This is a genomic window from Catellatospora aurea, from assembly GCF_042663325.1.
Taxonomy (GTDB): domain Bacteria; phylum Actinomycetota; class Actinomycetes; order Mycobacteriales; family Micromonosporaceae; genus Catellatospora; species Catellatospora aurea.
In genome coordinates this window covers 113536-130687 of the sequence record NZ_JBHTAC010000008.1, presented here as the reverse complement: position 1 = coordinate 130687, position 17152 = coordinate 113536, and the positions used below count along the sequence as shown (strand labels likewise).

The following is a 17152-nucleotide window of genomic DNA, read 5'->3' as shown; positions in this document are numbered from 1 at the left end:
GCGCACGCCAGCGGTGATCGACAGTGCGGACACGGACACGCTGTGCGATTGAGTGAGCATCATTCATGGGCCAATGGCATCCTCCTAACCTCCCGGAGGCACTCCCATGGCAGAAGTGCACCATTTCGCGTACGGCTGGTTCAACCCGGTGACCGCGTACGTGATGGCCTTCATCGGCTCGATGCTCGGCCTGGTCTGCACCGCCCGCGCCCGCCGCGCGCCCACCGCCGGCCGGCGAGCCCGCTGGCTGGTGATCGCCGCGCTCTCCATCGGCGGCACCGGCATCTGGCTCATGCACTTCATGGCGATGATCGGCTTCGACGTGCCGAACAGCCCGGTCCGCTACGACCCGGTCGTCACCTTCATCAGCCTCGCGCTCGCCGTGCTCACCGTGGGCATCGGCCTGTTCATCGCGGGCCAGGGCCGCCGGTCCGCGCTGCGCATCGTGGCCGGCGGCGGCTTCACCGGCCTCGGCGTCGTGGCGATGCACTACAGCGGCATGGCCGCGATGCGGGTCGCCGGCCGGGTCAGCTACGACTTCGGCCTGGTGGCCGCGTCCGTGCTGATCGCCGTCGTGGCCGCGACCGTCGCGCTGTGGTTCACCGTGACCGTCTCCGGCATGCGCGCCATCACGGCCGCCGCGGCGGTGATGGGCGTCGCGGTGTGCGGCATGCACTACACCGCGATGGCCGCGATCCGCATCACGCTGGACGTCGGCGGCACCGGCCAGGTCGAGGGCCTCAGCCCGTTCGTGCTCATCGTGCCGATCGTGCTGCTGTCGGCGCTGTGCCTGATCGGTGTGACGTTCAACGCCCTGCAGGCGATGACGCAGGAGGAGTTCGACGGCGCGGACGCCAGCCGGGTGAAGCACCGTGCGCAGGTTCCCGCCACCGTCATCCCCGCGCCGCGCGGCGCCGATGCCCCGCCCCTGGTCAACCCGCCGTTCAGCCTGGCCAGGTCGCTGGCCGACCGCAACCGTACGAAGATCCCGCGCTGACCGCACCGCCCGTACGCGGATACCGCGCGCCTGAGTCGGCACCCCGACACCGGGCACACGGTATCCGCGTATGTCCATATCAGAGGGAAGCGCGGACGGCGTTGATCCGATATAAACGGCGGCATGGACGCCCCGGCTTACCTCATGACCATGCCGCTGCACGCCATCACGGAGGTGCTCGGCGAGCAGGGCCTGCGGGACCGGTTCGCCCTGGAGATCCAGCGCCTGCCCGCGGCCGACCAGGCCGTGCTCGCCGAGGCGCTGGAGCTGGCCGGCCGGCTGCACGCCGAGCAGCGGCGGGTACGCGAGCCGTACCTCAACCACCTGCTGCGGGTCACCATCCGGATCATCACCTACTACCGGATCACCGACCGGGACGTGCTGGTCGCCGCCCTGCTGCACGACTCGGTCGAGGACCAGCCGTGGGGCATCGTCGGCCAGGCGCACCGCAGCGGTCCGCCGCCCCGGGAGCAGGCGCTGGCGGTGCTCGCCGAACGCTTCGGCCCCCGCGTCGCGCAGCTGGTCAACGCGGTCACCAACCCGGAGTACGACCTCGACCGCGACAAGGACGAGCAGTATCGCGAGCACGTGGTCGAGTCGCTGGACGTGGACCCGTGGGCGCGGATCATCAAGGTCTCCGACTTCACCGACAACGGGGTCGGCGTCATCCACACCATCGGCCCGAAGGTGCTGCGCGCCGCCACCAAGTACCAGCCCCTGGTCCCGCTGCTGCGGGAGCTGGTGGCCCGGCCGGACACGCCGCTTCTCGGCGAGGTCAAGGCGCACATCTTCGCCCAGTTCGACCTCGCCGAGAAGCGCTTCAGCGCGATTCTGGCCGGGAATTGAGGCTCAGAAGTCCTCGTCGAGGCTGACCGTGCCGGGGACCGCCACCTGGTAGGCGGTGACCCGGCGCTCGAAGAAGTTGGCCAGCTCCTGCACGTCCTGCAGGGCCATGAACGGGAACGGGTTGCTCGACCCGAACCGCGCCGGCAGGCCCAGCCGCGCCAGCCGCTGGTCGGCGACGTACTGCAGGTACTCCCGCATGTCGGCCAGGGTCATGCCGGGCAGCCCCGCGCCGCACAGGTCCTCCGCGAAGGCCAGTTCGGCGTCGACGGCGTCCTCCAGCATCCGGGTCACCGCCTTGCCCAGCTCGTCGTCGAGCAGCTCCGGCTCCTCGGCGCGCACCGTGTCGACGACGGCGAACGCGAAGTCCATGTGCATGGACTCGTCGCGGAACACCCAGTTGGTGCCCGCGGCCAGCCCGTCCAGCAGGCCGCGGGAGCGCAGCCAGTAGACGTACGCGAAGGCGCCGTAGAAGAACAGGCCCTCGATGCAGGCCGCGAAGCAGATCAGGTTGAGCAGGAAGCGCCGCCGGTCGTCGGCGGTGACCAGCTCGGGCAGGTCGAAGACCGAGTCGATCCACTCGAAGCAGAACCGCGCCTTGCGGGCGATCGACGGGATGTTCTCCACGGCCGCGAACGCCTGCGCCCGCTCCGCGTCGTCGGGCAGGTACGTGTCCAGCAGGGTCAGGTAGAACTGGACGTGCACCGCCTCCTCGAACAGCTGGCGGCTCAGGTAGAGCCGGGCCTCGGGCGCGTTGATGTGCCGGTACAGGTTCAGCACCAGGTTGTTGGCCACGATGGTGTCCCCGGTGGCGAAGAACGCGACGAGGCGGTTGACCAGGTGCCGCTCGCCGTCGCTGAGCGAGGCCAGGTCGGGCAGGTCGTTGCCGAGGTCCACCTCCTCCACCGTCCACGTGTTGCGGATGGCGGCGCGGTAGCGCTCGTAGAAGTCGGGGTAGCGCATCGGCCGCAGGGTCAGGTCGAGGCCCGGGTCGAGCAGCATCTTCTTGGCGTCGGTGGTCACTGGCAGGCCTCGCAGATCTCAGGGTTTTCCAAGTTCAGGTTGATCAGGCTGGTCGCGGTCCGCAGCGGCTGCGCCGGCAGCCCGGGCACGCCGCCGGCCGCCACGGCGCCGCCGAGCGGCACCGCCGGTTCACCGGCCGACGCCGCGCCCACGGCCGCCGCTCCCAGCAGCGCCCCGTCGCTGCTGCCCGCGCCCGCCGGAGCGTTAAGAAGGTGCCCTTCCGCTACGGAAACCGATGGGAAGGTGCCCTTCCTTACGGTGGTGGGGGTGATGGTGGTGGCGGGGCGGGAGCGGAGGTAGTAGGTGGTCTTGAGGCCTTTTCGCCAGGCGTAGGCGTACATCGAGGAGAGTTTGCCGATGTCGGGGGAGGCCATGAAGAGGTTGAGGGACTGGGACTGGTCGATGAAGGGGGTGCGGGCGGCGGCCAGGTCGATGAGGGCGCGTTGCGGGAGCTCCCAGGCGGTGCGGAAACGGGTGCGCAGTTCGGCGGGGATCTCGGGGATCGCGGCGATGGAGCCTTCGGCGGCGAGGATGCGTTCGCGCAGGGCGGCGCTCCACAGGCCGCGGGCCTTGAGTTCGTCGACGAGATAGCGGTTGACCTGGAGGAACTCGCCGGACAGGGTCTCGCGCTTGAAGACGTTCGCGACCGGCGGCTCGATGCACTCGGCGCAGCCGGCGATCGAGGCGATGGTGGCCGTGGGCGCGATCGCGATGAGCAGCGAGTTGCGCAGGCCGGTGCGGGCCACCTTGGCGGCCAGCTCGTCCCAGGCCCAGGGGCGGGTGCGGGTCGCGTCCGGGTAGTGGTCGGGGTGCAGGACGCCGCGGGCGGCGCGGGTGTCCGCGTACGACGGGTGCGCGCCCAGCTCGGCGGCCAGGTCGGCGCTGGTGTCGTACGCCGCGAGCGCGATCTCCTCGGCGATGCGGGTGGACAGGGCCAGCGCCTCGGGCGAGTCGAAGTCCAGGTGCAACGCGAAGAAGACGTCGGCCAGGCCCATCACGCCCAGGCCGATCGGCCGCCACCGGTTGTTGGCCCCGGCCGCCTCACCCGTCGGGTAGTAGGACAGGTCGATGGTGCGGTCGAGCACGCGTACGGCGGTGCGCACCGTGTCGCGCAGCGCGTCCCAGTCGACGCCGTCGCCGCCGAGGTGCGCGGCCAGGTTGATCGAGCCGAGGTTGCACACCGCCGTCTCGCCGTCGCTGGTCACCTCCAGGATCTCGGTGCACAGGTTGGACAGGTGCACCGTGTTGCCGGCGACCGCGGTCTGGTTGCAGGCGCGGTTGGCGGCGTCCTTGAACGTCATCCAGCCGTTGCCGGTCTGCGCCAGGGTGCGCATCATGCGGCCGTACAGCTCGCGGGCCTGCACGGTGCGCACCGCGCGCCCGGCGGCCTCGGCGGCCCGGTAGGCGGTGTCGAACTCCTCGCCCCACAGGTCGACCAGCTCCGGCACGTCCTTCGGGTCGAACAGCGACCAGCTCGCGTCGGCCTCGACCCGGCGCATGAACTCGTCCGGCACCCAGTTGGCCAGGTGCAGGTTGTGGGTGCGCCGGCTCTCCTCGCCGGTCGAGTCCCGCAGCTGCAGGAACTCGTCCAGGTCGGCGTGCCAGGTCTCCAGGTAGACGCAGGCCGCGCCCTTGCGCCGGCCGCCCTGGTTGACGGCGGCGACGCTGGAGTCCAGCGTGCGCAGCCACGGCACGATGCCGTTGGACAGCCCGTTCGTGCCGCGGATCAGCGAGCCCCGCGACCGGATCCGGCTCCACGCCACCCCGATGCCCCCGGCGTACTTGGACAGCCGCGCGATCTGGCCGTAGCGCTCGTAGATCGACTCCAGCTCGTCGCGCGGCGAGTCCAGCAGGAAGCAGCTGCTCAGCTGCGGACGCCGGGCGCCGGCGTTGAACAGCGTCGGCGAGCTGGGCAGGTACGCCAGGCGGCTGAGGATGGCGTACAGCCGCGCGACCTCGGCGGTGCTGCCCGGCAGCCGCCGCCCGGCGGTGCCCGCGTCGCCGACCTCGCCCGTCAGGCCGCAGGCGACCCGGAGCAGGAACTGCTGGGGTGTCTCCAGCACCTTGCGGGTCATCGGGTGCCGCAGCAGGTAGCGGTCGTAGACGGTACGCAGCCCGAAGTATTCGAAGCGATCGTCGGCGGCCGGGTCGACGAGCTCGGCCAGCTCGTCCGCGTGGGCCGCCACGAAGGCAGCCAGGTCGTCGGCGAGCAGCCCGGCCGTGTGCGCGGCCCGCACGGAGCTCGGGAAGTCGGTGACACCCTGAGTGGCCGCCTCCGCGGTGATGTGCACGGTGAGCAGCCGCGCCGCGAGCCGGCTGTACGACGGCTCCTGGGCCACCAGGGCGGCGGCCGTCTCGACGGCCCGCAAGCGCAGGTCGGCCTCGGTCGCGCCGGGCCAGACGCCGGCCGCCACCGGGGTCAGCACGGCCGCGTGGTCCACATCGGGCAGCCCTTGCGCCGCCTCGGCGAGCAGTGTCGCGAGCGACGCGGTGAGCGGCTCCGCGTCGGCGGTGCCGGCGTCGGCGGTGTTGCGGAAGGTGGTGCTGGTCAAAGTGTGCGCTCCCCCTCGTCGAAGCGCGGGAGGGCACGCGAACGGCACCGACCCGGCTGGTCCGGGCGCACGCCATCCACCGAGGACCATCCCGCGCGGTCCGGTGTCGCGGCCCCCCGCCCCGCCGCGCAACGGCGCGGTCGGCACAGTGGGTCGCGGGCGCGTCGCGGAACCGTCCGCGGCACGCACGCCGGCAGGTCTTCGGGCTCGTGGGCGCGGCCTGGCGGCGTGGTGCGGACACCGTGCTGCCGTGGACCCCCTACGCCGTCGCTTCCCAGGCCGGACCGGCCCAGTGCTGTCCGCTCCCCTCTTCGCGGGAGGAGGGCGGGACGGCTTCGTTCCCACTCACCGCTGCGGGGCAGCTCCGGAATCGCACCGGATTCCCTCAGCGCGGGCCGCCTGACGGCGGCTCGCGCGCACCCCGAAACCCGGCCCCGAGGGGGCCGGAGGGGTGGACCAGCGATGCCTTCACACTACATCTAGTGGCACGCAGACAACAGCGGCCCCATATAGGCTCGGCGTGTCGTCGATGGCCCACCCTCACCGGCATCGATGCGGGCGGTCAGCAGGCGCAGGCCGCGCCGCTCGCGGGGGCCGTCAGCGGGTCCACGTCGTTCTTGCGCAGCCCGAGGAACGTCTGCGTGTCGAATCCCTCGCGGACCCAGTACTCGTACCCGCCGAGCATCTCCTTGACCTGGTAGCCCAGGCGGGCGAAGGCCAGCGCGGCCCGGGTCGCGCCGTTGCAGCCCGGCCCCCAGCAGTAGGTGACCACGACGCTGCCGGCCGGCACGAGCTCGGCCGCCCGTGCCGCGATCTCGGCGGTGGGCAGGTGCACCGCGCCGGGCAGGTGCCCCTGCTCCCACGCCTCCAGCGAGCGGGAGTCGACGAGCACGAAGCCCGGCGCGCCCGAGGCCAGGTCGGCGTGCACATCGGACACGTCGGCCTCGAACGACAGGCGGGCGGCGAAGTGCGCGGCGGCGACGTCGGCGGCGGCCGGCGGAATGCCGAGCACTGCGGAGGTGGTGGCAACGGCGGACATGTGCGGCTCCTTCTGGTCGGTCACTGGATCCATCCTGTCGAGCAGGCCGGATCGCCAGAAGTGGCGAGAACGCCGCTGTCCGCTAAGATCTCGCCATGGGTACGCCCGTGACACTGGAGACCCGCGCCCGGCACCGGATCGCGGTGCTGGCCTATGCCGGGATGGCGCCCTTCGAGCTGGGCTGCGTGGTGGAGGTGTTCGGCCTGCCCCGCCCCGAACTCGACGTCACCTGGTACGACCTCGACGTCTGCGCCGAGACGCCGGAGCCGATGGCGGCCGTCGGCGGCTTCTCGATCACCGCCCGGCACGGCCTGGACGTGCTGGCCGCCGCCGACACCGTGATCGTGCCCGGGGTCGCCGACGTCCGTGCCGAGGTCTCCCCCGCGCTGGTCGAGGCCCTGCGCACCGCCGCCGACCGGGGCGCGCGGATGGTCTCCATCTGCTCCGGCGCGTTCGCGCTGGCCGCGGCGGGCCTGCTGGACCGCCGGGCGGCCACCACGCACTGGAAGTACGCACCGCTGCTGCGCGAGCGCCACCCGCTGGTCGAGGTGACCCCCGACGTGCTCTACGTCGACAGCGGGCAGGTGATCACCAGTGCGGGGAGCGCGGCAGGGCTGGATCTGTGCCTGCACCTGGTGCGCCGCGACCACGGTGCGCAGATCGCCAACACGGTCGCCCGGCGGCTGGTGCTGCCGCCGCACCGCGACGGTGGTCAGGCACAGTTCATCGAACTGCCCGTGCGCGACGTCGTCGACGACGACGGCGTGGCCCGCGCGATGGCCTGGGCGCTGGACCACCTGACCGAGCCGCTCACGGTGAACCTGCTGGCCGCACACGCACGCATGTCCCCGCGCAGCTTCCTGCGCCACTTCGCCCGGCACACCGGCACCAGCCCGATCCGCTGGCTCATCGACCAGCGGGTGGCCGCGAGCCTGCCGCTGCTGGAGACCTCCGACTCCCCCGTCGAGCAGGTCGCCGCCGCGGTCGGGTTCGACTCACCGGCCACGTTCCGGCACCACTTCAGCAGGTGCATGCGCACCTCACCGTCGTCGTACCGGCGGACGTTCCGTGGCCGGTGAGCCGGGTCAGCCGGTCAGCAGCACTCGATCGAGTACTTCGGCGCGGCCGACGCCGGTCCGGCGACCGCGAGGCCGACGCCCGTGGCGGCTACGGCCAGCAAAGCCGCGATCAGAGTGACGATGGTCTTGCGCATGGTGCGACTCCCTTCACCTGATGGATCCCTTCACCGGTCAATACCGGCCAGGCCCCCGGTCAGGTGGGTGCTCACATCGGATGAACGCGTGCCATCTCCACGGTGGACTGCAGTCGCCGGGCCTCGGCCAGGTACGCGTCGGACAGGCCGAACCGCTCGTCGCCGCGGTGCAGCTCGCCCAGCCGGCGCGCGGTCTGCGCCTGGGCGCGGCGGTCGCCGATCCGCTCGAAGATCTCCAGGGCCTGGGTGAGCCGCTGCACGGCCACCTCGGGCGCCTCCAGCGAGGCCAGATCGGTCAGACAGTACGCCTCGCAGTGGGCGTCGCCGAGCACCGCGAACCGGTCCAGCGCCGCGATCAGGTCCGCCCGCGCGAGGGCCGGCTCGCCGTTGCGCAGCCGGAGCAGGCCCAGCTGGCGGGTCAGCAGCGCGGCCCGGTGCTCGTCACCGATCTCCTCAGCCAGCGCCAGCCCCGCGGTGAAGTCGTGGTACGCCTCGGCGAGATCGCCCTTGGCGAGCCACACCATGCCCAGCGCCCCGCGGGAGTACGCCTCGCCGTGCCGGTGCCCGAGCAGCCGGTATGCCTCCAGCGCCTGCCGGTAGCAGTCCAGCGCCTCGTCGTGCTCGGCCCGGATCCGGTGCCCCGTGCCCAGCCCGGCCAGCGCCGCGGCCTGCCCGCACAGGTTGCCCAGCCGGGCGAACAGCAGCCGCGACCGGCTGAACGCCTCCGCCGCCTCCTCGTAGTGGTCCCGGTAGAGGTGCAGCTGCCCCAGCCCGCGCAGGGTCACCGCCTCACCGAGCAGGTTGCCCTGCGCCCGGCAGGCCGACAGCGCCGTACGGTGCGTCTGCTCCCACTCGGCGGTGTGCCCGCCCATGTCGCACCAGGCCACCATGGCGTGGGCGAGTTCCCAGGCCAGATCGGACAGCCCGTTGGCGGCGGCCGCCTCGACCGCGCCGAGCAGCGCGTCGCGTTCGGTCGCGAACCAGCGCACCGGATCGCCGGCCAGCTCCGCGGCACCCGGCACCGGCCAGCGTGCCGCGACGGTGACGCCGGGGCCGAACACCTGCCGCGGCAGCCCGGCGGCGGCACGTTCGGCCAGGGTGAGGTAGCCGCCGAGCGCGCGGGTCAGCGCCGCGCCGATCGCCTCCCCGGGCAGGTCCGGGGCCAGCAGGCCGACCAGCACCGGCAGTCCGTAGCGCGGCTGGTCGAGGTCGTCGGTGCCGGTGGACCGCAGCAGCCGGGCCCGGTCGAGCGCGCCGAGCACCTCCGTCGCATCCGGCCGGTCCAGCAGCGCGGCCGGCACCCAGCCCGGTGCGGCGGGGATGCCCAGCCGGGCCAGGCCCCGCAGCACCAGCGCGGCCGCGCCGTCCAGCCGGGTGCCCAGCACCGCCGGGCCCTCCTGTTCGACGAGCAGGGTGCGGTGCAGGCGGCGCAGCGGCTCGCCCGGCTCCACGCCCAGCTCCTCGGTCAGGGTGCGGCGCGCGGTGGCGTACGCCGACAGCGCCTCGGCCCGGTGCCCCGCGTCGCGCAACGCGGTCACCAGCAGCGACCACGCCTCTTCGCGCAGCGGCTCCTCGGCGATCAGCCGGCGCAGCTCGTCGACGGCCGCCGCGGGCTGCCCGGCCTCGATGCGCAGCCGGGCCCGGGTCTGCCGGACCGCCCGCCGCCGCTCCACCAGCCGGTCGATCTCCGCACGCCACAGCGGTGAGGCGGGCAGGTTCTCGACCGGCTCACCGCGCCACAGGCCCAGGGCCGCGTCGAGGCTGTCCGGGTCACCGCCGCGGGCGTACTCCTCGAAGCGCAACAGGTCCAGCTCGCCGCAGTCCAGCTCCAGCCGGTATCCGGGCGCCTGCCTGCGCAGCCGGTCCTCACCCAGCCGGGTGCGCAGCGCGCTGACATAGGTCTGCACGTTGGCCAGCGCCGACCGGGGCGGGTCCTGCCCCCACAGCACCTCGATCAGCTGGTCCACCGACACGGTGCGGCCGTGGTTGAGCGCGAGGGTGGCCAGCAGCTGGCGCGGCTTCACACCGCCGACAGGTGCGTCGAGGCCGCCCAGGGTCAACTCGAAGGAGCCCAGGATGCGCAGTTCCAGCCGGTCCGACACGCCAAACCCACCCACACGATCCGTGATCGATCGCCTGAGCCTACGCGCGCTCGGCTGATCGGACCAGAGCACTCGGCTGAACGGCTGTAGGGGTTCTGGAGAAACGTTGGAGAGCTTGTCGCAACGCTGTGAACACACCCCGCAGTCACGGGCCTCCTGTTCCACCACCCCACGGAAGGGAATCGTCCATATGCGACCAACACGACTGTTCGCCGGCGCCGCAGCGCTGGTCATAGGCCTGGCCGGTGCGGTCCTGCTCGGCAGCCCCGCGCAGGCCGCGCCCGCCTTCCAGCTGCCCTTCCCCTGTGGCCAGACGTGGAACGGCAACAGCACCGGCAGCAGCGCCCACGTCTCCTGGGAGATCGACTTCAACCGCGGCTCCACCGCCACCGCAGACCTCGGCGACACCGTGGTCGCCGCCGCCGCGGGCACCGTCGAGGTCTCCGCCCACCAGGGCTCCGTCAACGGCTACGGCAACCTGATCGTCATCGACCACGGTGGCGGCTACTTCACCTACTACGCGCACCTGGACACCCGCGCCGTCACCGCGGGCCAGGCGGTGCTGCGCGGCCAGGCCATCGGCTCGGTCGGCAACACCAGCAAGCCGGGCAACGGCATCTCGCCGCACCTGCACTACGAGGTGCGCTACCCGGACCGGTCGCAGTCGCACATCATCAAGGCCGTCTTCAACGGCAGCACCTTCGGCTACGGCTCGGCCAACGTGACCAGCAACAACTGCGCCACGTCGTACGACCCGGCGGCCGAGTGCGGCAGCGGGTTCCAGGTCATCGACTCGGTGAAACTCGGCAGCGCGGGCACCGCGAACCTGCTGTGGAAGGGCTCCACCAGCCAGAACTGCGTCATCACCCTGAAGATGGCCAGCGTGGGCACCCCCACCACCACCAGCGCGTTCCTGGAGCCGCAGGGATCCAGTAGAACCACCGACTCAGGCAGCTTCTCCTACTACGCAGGGCCGGTCATCCGCACCGCACCCGACTGCGTGAAGTGGGGCGGCAGCGCCGGCGGCACCAGCTACACCTCCGGCTTCGAACACTGCGCCTGATCCCTTTACCCCCGCAACCACTTCACCAGAGGAGCACCCAGTGCACGTCAAGCGTTTCCTGGGGCTGGCCGTGACCGCCGTGGCGGTCGCCGCGGCAGTCCTGGTCGAGGCCTCGCCGGCGATGGCCGCCCCGACCTTCAAGGTCCCCTTCCCCTGCAACCAGGTGTGGTCGGGCCAGACCCGCACCAACCACAGCCCCGCCAACGCCATCGACTTCAACCGCACCGACGACCAGGGCGACCCGGTCGTGGCCAGCGCGCCCGGCACCGTGGACGTGGTCACCAACCTCGGTGACACGAGCTACGGCAAGTACGTGCGGATCAACCACGGCAGCGGCTACACGACGTACTACGCGCACCTGAACTCGTTCAACGTGTCCGTGGGCCAGACCGTCAAGTACGGCACCGTGATCGGGTACGTCGGCACCACCGGCGGCTCGACCGGCCCGCACCTGCACTACGAGCAGCGCTCCGGCGGCTCCGCCATCCAGATCAAGTTCAACGGCGTGACCGCGCTCTACTGGGGCACCAAGAACTACACCAGCGACAACGGCTGCGGCGGCGGCGCGGCGCAGGGCACCGTCAACACCGCGGGCTCCCCGCTGACGGTGCGCTCCGGCCCCGGCACCGGCTACGCGTCGGTGGGCACCGTCAACGACGGCGCGACCGTCTCCATCCAGTGCCAGACCACCGGCACCACGGTCACCGGCACCTACGGCACCAGCAACATCTGGGACCGCATCGGCTCGGGTCGCTTCATCTCCGACGCCTACGTCTACACGGGATACGACGGCTTCATCCCCGGCGTCCCCCGCTGCTGAGACCAAAGGAAGGGCACCTTCTTAACGCTCCGCGTTAAAGAAGGTGCCCTTCCTAACGCCTGACCCCCTTTGACCTGCGGTGCAGCGGCCGGAGCGGCGAACCGAGCAGCTGCCCCGCCAGACGGCCGCAGCCGCGAATCCCGCGGGGGCAGCGCTTCGCCGCGCGCGTTGTTACCGTCTGCCGGTGCCGCACCGATCCGCAGCCGTCCTGGTCGCCGTGTTCGCCCTGACCGCCCTCACCGGATGCGGCGAGGCGTCGCCGCCCGCACCCGCCGGTTCGCCGTCCGCCGTGGCCGCACCGGCGTCGACCCGGGACCCCGTGGCCGAGCTGTCCCGCACCACGTGTGACAGCGCGGAATTCTCCACCGTCCGGTTCTTCACGCCTTACGTCGAGGCACTGCTCGCCTACACCGACAGCCTGGCCGGCGGTGACGAGGCGGAGCAGCGCCGCCGGGAGCGGGCCGTGCGCGACGCCGTCGCCCCCTGGGCCGCCGTCTACCGCGAGTACGCCGGCCGCGACATCGATCCGCGGCTCCAGCACTTCTTCTCCGACCTGGCCGACGACATGGTCAAGACCGAGCCCTCGGGGCAGCTGCCCGACACGCAGAACCTGGTCAAATCCGAATGCACCCGGTTCGGCTACCTGCCCGCGGCCTGACCGGTCAAACCGCGGGCCAGCAAGGCGATCCGCCTGCCCCGCCCCACCACGGCCCTGCGGGCGAAGACATCGTGGTCCGCGCGCTCGATCTCGTCGAGGATCGCGCCGTAGACCAGGTACGCCGTGCGCACACAGGTGCGGGAGGCGCCCGGTAGCAGGTCGAGGCCGGGCCGGGCGGCGGCGTAGTGGGTGCGGGCGCGAGTGATCTCGTACGCGATGAGGCTCTTGATCTGCGGTGTGGCCCGGCCGGCCACGGCGGCGGAGCGCAGGTCGGCCGTGCTGACGCCGAACCGGGCGAGGTCGTCCTGCGGCAGGTAGACGCGGTCGCGGGCGAGGTCCTCGGCGACGTCGCGCAGGAAGTTGGTGAGCTGGAACGCCAGACCGAGCTGCCGCGCGGGCTCGCGGGCCGCGGCCGGATCGGCGGGGCCGAGGATCGGCAGCATCAGGGTGCCGATGACGGCCGCCGAACCCTCCATGTAGGACAGCAGCGCCGGGTAGTCGGCGTACTCGCGCACGGTCAGGTCCATCGCCATGCTGTGCAGGAACGCGGCGAAGTCGGCCGGGTCCAGGTCGAAGACCTCGACGGTGTGCAGCACGGCAGGCAGCAGTGGATCGGTCACGGAATCACCGCGCAGCCCGGCCAGGAAGCGCTCGGACCAGTCACGCAGCCGACGCGCGCGGTCGGCGGGGGTCCCCGTGTGGGTGCGGTCGACGATCTCGTCGGCGTACCGGGCGAAGCCGTACAGCGCGTGCACGTGCGGGCGCTTCCAGGCGGGTAGCAGCCGGGTCGCGAGGAAGTAGCTGCGGCCGTGGCTGCGGTGCAGGTCTCGGCAGCGGCGGTACGCCTGCGCCAGCTCGGCCGGGATCGGGGCGGCACCCGCTGGGACGCGTCGCGGGTCGGCGTCGGCCGGAATGCGGTCGGCCGCCATACCCACCTGCCGCACCGCCGCTGCTCCCCCCACACCTCTGCCGCCCAGGCATTCGCACAGGCCACAGCCATCCTAGGCACGAGACGCCGCCGGCCTGCCACCGGGCGGCCGCAGAAGATCGCTGTCTCAGGTCAAAAGGTGAGGTTGGACCGCAGATCTTGACCGGAAACAGCGATATTGCCGCGACCGCCGCCCTTCGGGCCCGGCTTCCGCACACGCTCCCGGAGCGGCACCGGCCCGCTGCCGGATCGCCGCAGGCTGCGGCTCTGCCGCGTTAAGAAGGGCACCTTCTGCAACGCATAGCGTTAAGAAGGTGCCCTTCCTTTGTCTCGGTGGTGCCGGAGGGAGCGGCGTCACGCGGTGGCCCGCCGGCCGTCACGTGGGAGCAGCGGCCGGCGGGGGCCAGGGCTCAGTCCGAGCTGAAAGCCGCGTCGAACGAGGCGGTGGGCGGGTCGAAGAGCAGACCGCGCACGAACTCCAGGGCCTGGGGAGCGCCGACGAGGCGGTCCATGCCCGCGTCCTCCCACTCGATGGAGATCGGGCCGGTGTAGCCGATCGAGTTCAGCGCGCGGAAGCAGTCCTCCCACGGCACGTCGCCGTGGCCGGTGGACACGAAGTCCCAGCCCCGGCGCAGGTCCGCCCAGGGCAGGTGGGACGACAGGATGCCGCGGCGGCCGTCGCCCATGCGGACCTTGGTGTCCTTGCAGTCCACGTGGTAGATGCGCTCGGCGAAGTCGAGGATGAAGCCGACCGGGTCGCAGCCCTGCCACACCATGTGCGACGGGTCCCAGTTCAGGCCGAACGCGGGCCGGTTGCCCAGCGCGTCCAGGGTGCGGCGGGTGGTGTGGTAGTCGTACGCGATCTCGCTGGGGTGCACCTCGTGCGCGAAGCGCACGCCGACCTCGTCGTACACGTCGAGGATCGGGTGCCAGCGGCGGGCGAACTCCTCGTAGCCCGCGTCGATCATCGACTGCGGCACCGGCGGGAACATGGCCACGAAGTGCCAGATCGGCGAGCCGGTGAAGCCGACGACGACGTCCACGCCGAGCTTGGCGGCGGCGCGGGCGGTGTCGGCCATCTCGGCGGCGGCACGCTGGCGTACGCCCTCGGGCTCGCCGTCGCCCCAGATGCGGGCGGGCAGGATCCCCTTGTGCCGCTCGTCGATCGGGTTGTCGCAGACCGCCTGGCCGACCAGGTGGTTGGAGATCGCGTAGACGCTCAGCCCGTACTTGTCGAGCTGGGCGCGCTTGCGCGGGATGTAGGTCTCGTCCGACAGCGCCTTGTCGACCTCGAAGTGGTCGCCCCAGCAGGCGATCTCGAGGCCGTCGTAGCCCCACTCGGACGCCAGTCGGCAGACCTCCTCGAACGGGAGGTCTGCCCACTGGCCGGTGAACAGGGTGATGGGTCGAGGCATGTGTTCGCTCTCCGATCGTGTGCGGGAGTGCCTGGTGCGTCGAGCGGAAGTCGGGTGGGTGAGAGGGCCGGTCGGTCGGCGTCCGACCGGCCCTCCCACGTTCAGTGCCGGTGCGGTCAAGCCGCGACCGGGAAGGCGGGCTGCGCCACCTCGGTCCAGGCGGACCCGGACTCGGCGGAGTGCTGCACCGCGTCGAGCACGAGCTGCACGCCGAGCGCCTCCTCGAAGGAGGGGTGAGGGTCGGTGCCCTCCGCCACGGCCTGCACGAAGTCGCGCATCTGGTGGGTGAAGGAGTGCTCGTACCCGATGATGTGGCCCGGCGGCCACCAAGCGGACAGGTACGGGTGCTCCGGCTCGGTGACCAGGATCCGGTTGAAGCCCTGCTCGGCGGCCGGCTTGGTCGCGTCGTAGAACTCCAGCTCGTTGAGGCGCTCCAGGTCGAACACGAGCGAGCCGAGCGAGCCGTTGATCTCCACGCGGAGGCCGTTCTTGCGCCCCATCGCGAAGCGGCTGGCCTCGTACGTGGCGATGGCCCCGCCGGACAGCCGCGCCGTGAACAGCGCCGCGTCGTCGACGGTCACCTGGCCGACGGCCTGGCCGTTGCCCGAGGCGGACAGGCCGCTCGTCTCGCTGGGGATCGGCCGCTCCTTGATGAACGTCTCGGTCAGCGCGCTCACCCCGGTGATGCGCTGGCCCGTGACGTACTGGGTCAGGTCGATGATGTGCGCGCCGATGTCGCCGAGCGCGCCCGACCCGGCCCGCTCCTGCTGGAGCCGCCAGACCAGCGGGAACTGCGGATCGGTGATCCAATCCTGCAAGTACACGGCACGCACGTGGCGGATCACCCCGAGCCTGCCGGCGGCGATCATCTGACGCATCAGCGCCGCCGCCGGCACGCGCCGGTAGTTGAACCCGCACAGCGTACGAATACCCGACTCCCGCGCCGCGGCTGCGGCATCGACCATCGCCCGGGCCTCCGCCACGGAGTTCGCCAGCGGTTTCTCGCACATGACGTGCTTGCCCGCCGCGAGGGCGGCGATGGTGATCTCGGCGTGGCTGTCGCCGGGCGTGCAGACGTCGATCACGTCGATGTCGTCCCGGGCGATCAGCTCCCGCCAGTCCGTGACATAGCCGTCCCAGCCGAGCTTGTCGGCCGCCTCGGACACCTTGGCCTCGTCACGGCCGCAGACCGCCGCCATCCGGACCCGCAGGGGCAGGTCGAATGCGCGGTTCACGGTGCGCCACGCCTGTGAGTGCGCGGCGCCCATGAACGCGTAGCCGACCATGCCGACCCGCAGTGTCCGCTCTGCGGACAAAGGGGCGCGAGTCTTGTTGTCGTTTGTGGACACGGGGTGGGCTCCTCCGTTACCGAGCCCGCTGGTGCGGGCGAACCATGTCGGGCTTAGAAACCGAGCTTGAGGTACGTGCTCGCGTTCTCTTTCGTGATCGTCTCGGAAGCCAGGATGATCTCCTTCGGCACCTGCAGCTCCACCAGGTCGGACATGCCCCGGCCCTGGCCGATCAGGCGGGCCAGCGAGATCGCCGACGACGCCATGGACGGGCTGTAGGTGACCGTGGCCTTGAGCACGGTCTTGTCGGCGGCGATGTCCTCGATCGCCTTCTTCGAGCCGGCGCCGCCGACCATGAAGAACTCGCTGCGGTTCGCCGCCGTGATCGCGGCCATCACGCCGATGCCCTGGTCGTCGTCGTGGTTCCAGATCGCGTCGATCTTGGGAAGCGCCTGCAGCAGGTTCGCTCCTTCTTTCTGGCCCGAGTCGGCGGTAAAGCGCGCCGCGCGGCGGTTGGCCACGGTGAAGCCGTAGGTGGCCAGCGCGGCCTTGAAGCCCGCGCTGCGCTCCTGGGTCAGCTCCAGCTCGTCCATGCCGGCGATCTCGCCGATGATCGGGCTGGCGACGTTCTTCGCCTTGAGCGCCTTGCCGATGTAGTGACCGGCGGCCACGCCCATGCCGTAGTTGTCGCCCTTGATCTGCAGGCGGTAGGCCAGCGCGTCGGGGAAGGCACGGTCCAGGTTCACGACCGGGATGCCCGCCTCCATCGCCTTGAGGCCGAACGCGTTGAGCTCCTTGCCGTCGTGCGGCAGCAGCACGATCACGTCGGGCTTCTCGGCGATCAGGGTGTCCAGCGCGGCACGCTGCGCCGCGGCGTCCTTGCCCGCCTCGACCTGCTTGAACGTGACGTCCTTGTACGCCCCGGCCTGCGCCTTGGCGTTGTTGGTGATCGCCGCGATCCAGCCGTGGTCGGCGGCCGGGGCGGAGAAGCCGATCGTGACCGCCTTGCCGGCGGCGGCGTTCGGGTTTTCGGTGTCGGCGCCCTTGGTCTGCGCCGGGGTCGGCGTCTGCTCGTTGCTGGTGCAGGCGGTGAGCAGGGCGCCGGCGGCGATCGCCGTGCCACCGAAGAGGAGCCGGCGGCGGGACGTGTCCGGAATCGAGTTGGTCATCACGACCTCCTGGTCGTCGCGAGGGTGTGTTCGGTCTGGCG

General features: G+C 71.6%; 14 protein-coding genes and 1 riboswitch. Of the genes, 6 read left to right on the top strand and 8 right to left on the bottom strand.

Annotation, left to right across the window (positions count from 1 at the left end; genetic code table 11):
- Nucleotides 1–106 precede the first annotated feature (106 nt).
- Nucleotides 107–997, top strand: coding sequence for an MHYT domain-containing protein (locus ACFQO7_RS10630; RefSeq protein ID WP_360522833.1), 891 nt, complete (start codon nt 107–109; stop codon nt 995–997).
- A gap of 123 nt (nt 998–1120) precedes the next feature.
- A complete protein-coding gene (locus ACFQO7_RS10625) occupies nt 1121–1843 on the top strand; it encodes an HD domain-containing protein (RefSeq protein WP_360522830.1) in 723 nt (240 codons plus the stop codon).
- Nucleotides 1844–1846: 3 nt separating this feature from the next.
- Here ACFQO7_RS10625 and ACFQO7_RS10620 read toward each other — a convergent pair whose 3' ends face one another.
- The 3 genes from ACFQO7_RS10620 to ACFQO7_RS10610 all read right to left on the bottom strand — a co-directional run bounded on the left by ACFQO7_RS10620 (nt 1847) and on the right by ACFQO7_RS10610 (nt 6454).
- Entirely contained in the window at nt 1847–2842 is a 996-nt protein-coding gene (locus tag ACFQO7_RS10620; protein ID WP_376806258.1) for a ribonucleotide-diphosphate reductase subunit beta, read from the bottom strand.
- 17 nt (nt 2843–2859) lie between these two features.
- On the bottom strand, nt 2860–5415 hold the full coding sequence (locus tag ACFQO7_RS10615; RefSeq protein ID WP_376806193.1) for a ribonucleoside-diphosphate reductase subunit alpha: 2556 nt from the start codon (nt 5413–5415) through the stop codon (nt 2860–2862).
- Nucleotides 5416–5610: 195 nt separating this feature from the next.
- Nucleotides 5611–5801: riboswitch (cobalamin riboswitch) on the bottom strand.
- A gap of 176 nt (nt 5802–5977) precedes the next feature.
- Complete coding sequence (locus tag ACFQO7_RS10610) at nt 5978–6454, bottom strand: rhodanese-like domain-containing protein (protein ID WP_376806192.1); 477 nt, start codon at nt 6452–6454, stop codon at nt 5978–5980.
- A 95-nt stretch (nt 6455–6549) separates the two neighbouring features.
- Here ACFQO7_RS10610 and ftrA point away from each other — a divergent pair, with 95 nt between their 5' ends.
- Complete coding sequence (ftrA, locus tag ACFQO7_RS10605) at nt 6550–7533, top strand: transcriptional regulator FtrA (protein ID WP_376806191.1); 984 nt, start codon at nt 6550–6552, stop codon at nt 7531–7533.
- Nucleotides 7534–7738: 205 nt separating this feature from the next.
- Here the strand turns inward: ftrA and ACFQO7_RS10600 are convergent, their stop codons facing one another.
- Nucleotides 7739–9769 (bottom strand): BTAD domain-containing putative transcriptional regulator, encoded by a 2031-nt coding sequence (locus tag ACFQO7_RS10600; RefSeq protein WP_376806190.1) that lies wholly within the window; start codon nt 9767–9769, stop codon nt 7739–7741.
- A gap of 190 nt (nt 9770–9959) precedes the next feature.
- On the opposite strand from ACFQO7_RS10600, the gene ACFQO7_RS10595 reads away from it, so the two are divergent.
- The 3 genes from ACFQO7_RS10595 (at nt 9960) to ACFQO7_RS10585 (ending at nt 12310) form a co-directional block, all read left to right on the top strand.
- Nucleotides 9960–10832: a M23 family metallopeptidase gene (locus tag ACFQO7_RS10595; protein WP_376806189.1), complete on the top strand. Its 873-nt coding sequence runs from the start codon at nt 9960–9962 to the stop codon at nt 10830–10832.
- 40 nt (nt 10833–10872) lie between these two features.
- A complete protein-coding gene (locus ACFQO7_RS10590) occupies nt 10873–11652 on the top strand; it encodes a peptidoglycan DD-metalloendopeptidase family protein (RefSeq protein ID WP_360522818.1) in 780 nt (259 codons plus the stop codon).
- Nucleotides 11653–11836: 184 nt separating this feature from the next.
- Complete coding sequence (locus tag ACFQO7_RS10585) at nt 11837–12310, top strand: hypothetical protein (protein WP_376806188.1); 474 nt, start codon at nt 11837–11839, stop codon at nt 12308–12310.
- Here the strand turns inward: ACFQO7_RS10585 and ACFQO7_RS10580 are convergent.
- The 4 genes from ACFQO7_RS10580 to ACFQO7_RS10565 all read right to left on the bottom strand — a co-directional run bounded on the left by ACFQO7_RS10580 (nt 12292) and on the right by ACFQO7_RS10565 (nt 17111).
- A complete protein-coding gene (locus ACFQO7_RS10580; RefSeq protein ID WP_376806257.1) occupies nt 12292–13176 on the bottom strand; it encodes a phytoene/squalene synthase family protein in 885 nt (294 codons plus the stop codon). The genes ACFQO7_RS10585 and ACFQO7_RS10580 overlap by 19 nt on opposite strands.
- Nucleotides 13177–13648: 472 nt before the next feature.
- Nucleotides 13649–14653, bottom strand: coding sequence for a sugar phosphate isomerase/epimerase family protein (locus ACFQO7_RS10575; protein ID WP_203698658.1), 1005 nt, complete (start codon nt 14651–14653; stop codon nt 13649–13651).
- Nucleotides 14654–14769: 116 nt separating this feature from the next.
- Nucleotides 14770–16002 carry a Gfo/Idh/MocA family protein gene (locus ACFQO7_RS10570; RefSeq protein ID WP_376806187.1) on the bottom strand — a complete coding sequence of 411 codons (1233 nt, stop codon included), beginning with the start codon at nt 16000–16002 and terminating at the stop codon, nt 14770–14772.
- Nucleotides 16003–16055: 53 nt separating this feature from the next.
- Nucleotides 16056–17111 (bottom strand): substrate-binding domain-containing protein, encoded by a 1056-nt coding sequence (locus tag ACFQO7_RS10565; RefSeq protein ID WP_376806186.1) that lies wholly within the window; start codon nt 17109–17111, stop codon nt 16056–16058.
- Nucleotides 17112–17152 lie beyond the last annotated feature (41 nt).

Bases quoted from the DNA above. Each gene is read 5' to 3' on its own strand.
- ftrA (WP_376806191.1), top strand. From the start codon at position 6,550: ATGGGTACGCCCGTGACACTGGAGACCCGCGCCCGGCACCGGATCGCG.
- ACFQO7_RS10575 (WP_203698658.1), bottom strand. From the start codon at position 14,653: ATGCCTCGACCCATCACCCTGTTCACCGGCCAGTGGGCAGACCTCCCG.
- ACFQO7_RS10625 (WP_360522830.1), top strand. From the start codon at position 1,121: ATGGACGCCCCGGCTTACCTCATGACCATGCCGCTGCACGCCATCACG.
- ACFQO7_RS10565 (WP_376806186.1), bottom strand. From the start codon at position 17,111: ATGACCAACTCGATTCCGGACACGTCCCGCCGCCGGCTCCTCTTCGGT.
- ACFQO7_RS10620 (WP_376806258.1), bottom strand. From the start codon at position 2,842: ATGCTGCTCGACCCGGGCCTCGACCTGACCCTGCGGCCGATGCGCTAC.
- ACFQO7_RS10630 (WP_360522833.1), top strand. From the start codon at position 107: ATGGCAGAAGTGCACCATTTCGCGTACGGCTGGTTCAACCCGGTGACC.
- ACFQO7_RS10595 (WP_376806189.1), top strand. From the start codon at position 9,960: ATGCGACCAACACGACTGTTCGCCGGCGCCGCAGCGCTGGTCATAGGC.
- ACFQO7_RS10610 (WP_376806192.1), bottom strand. From the start codon at position 6,454: ATGTCCGCCGTTGCCACCACCTCCGCAGTGCTCGGCATTCCGCCGGCC.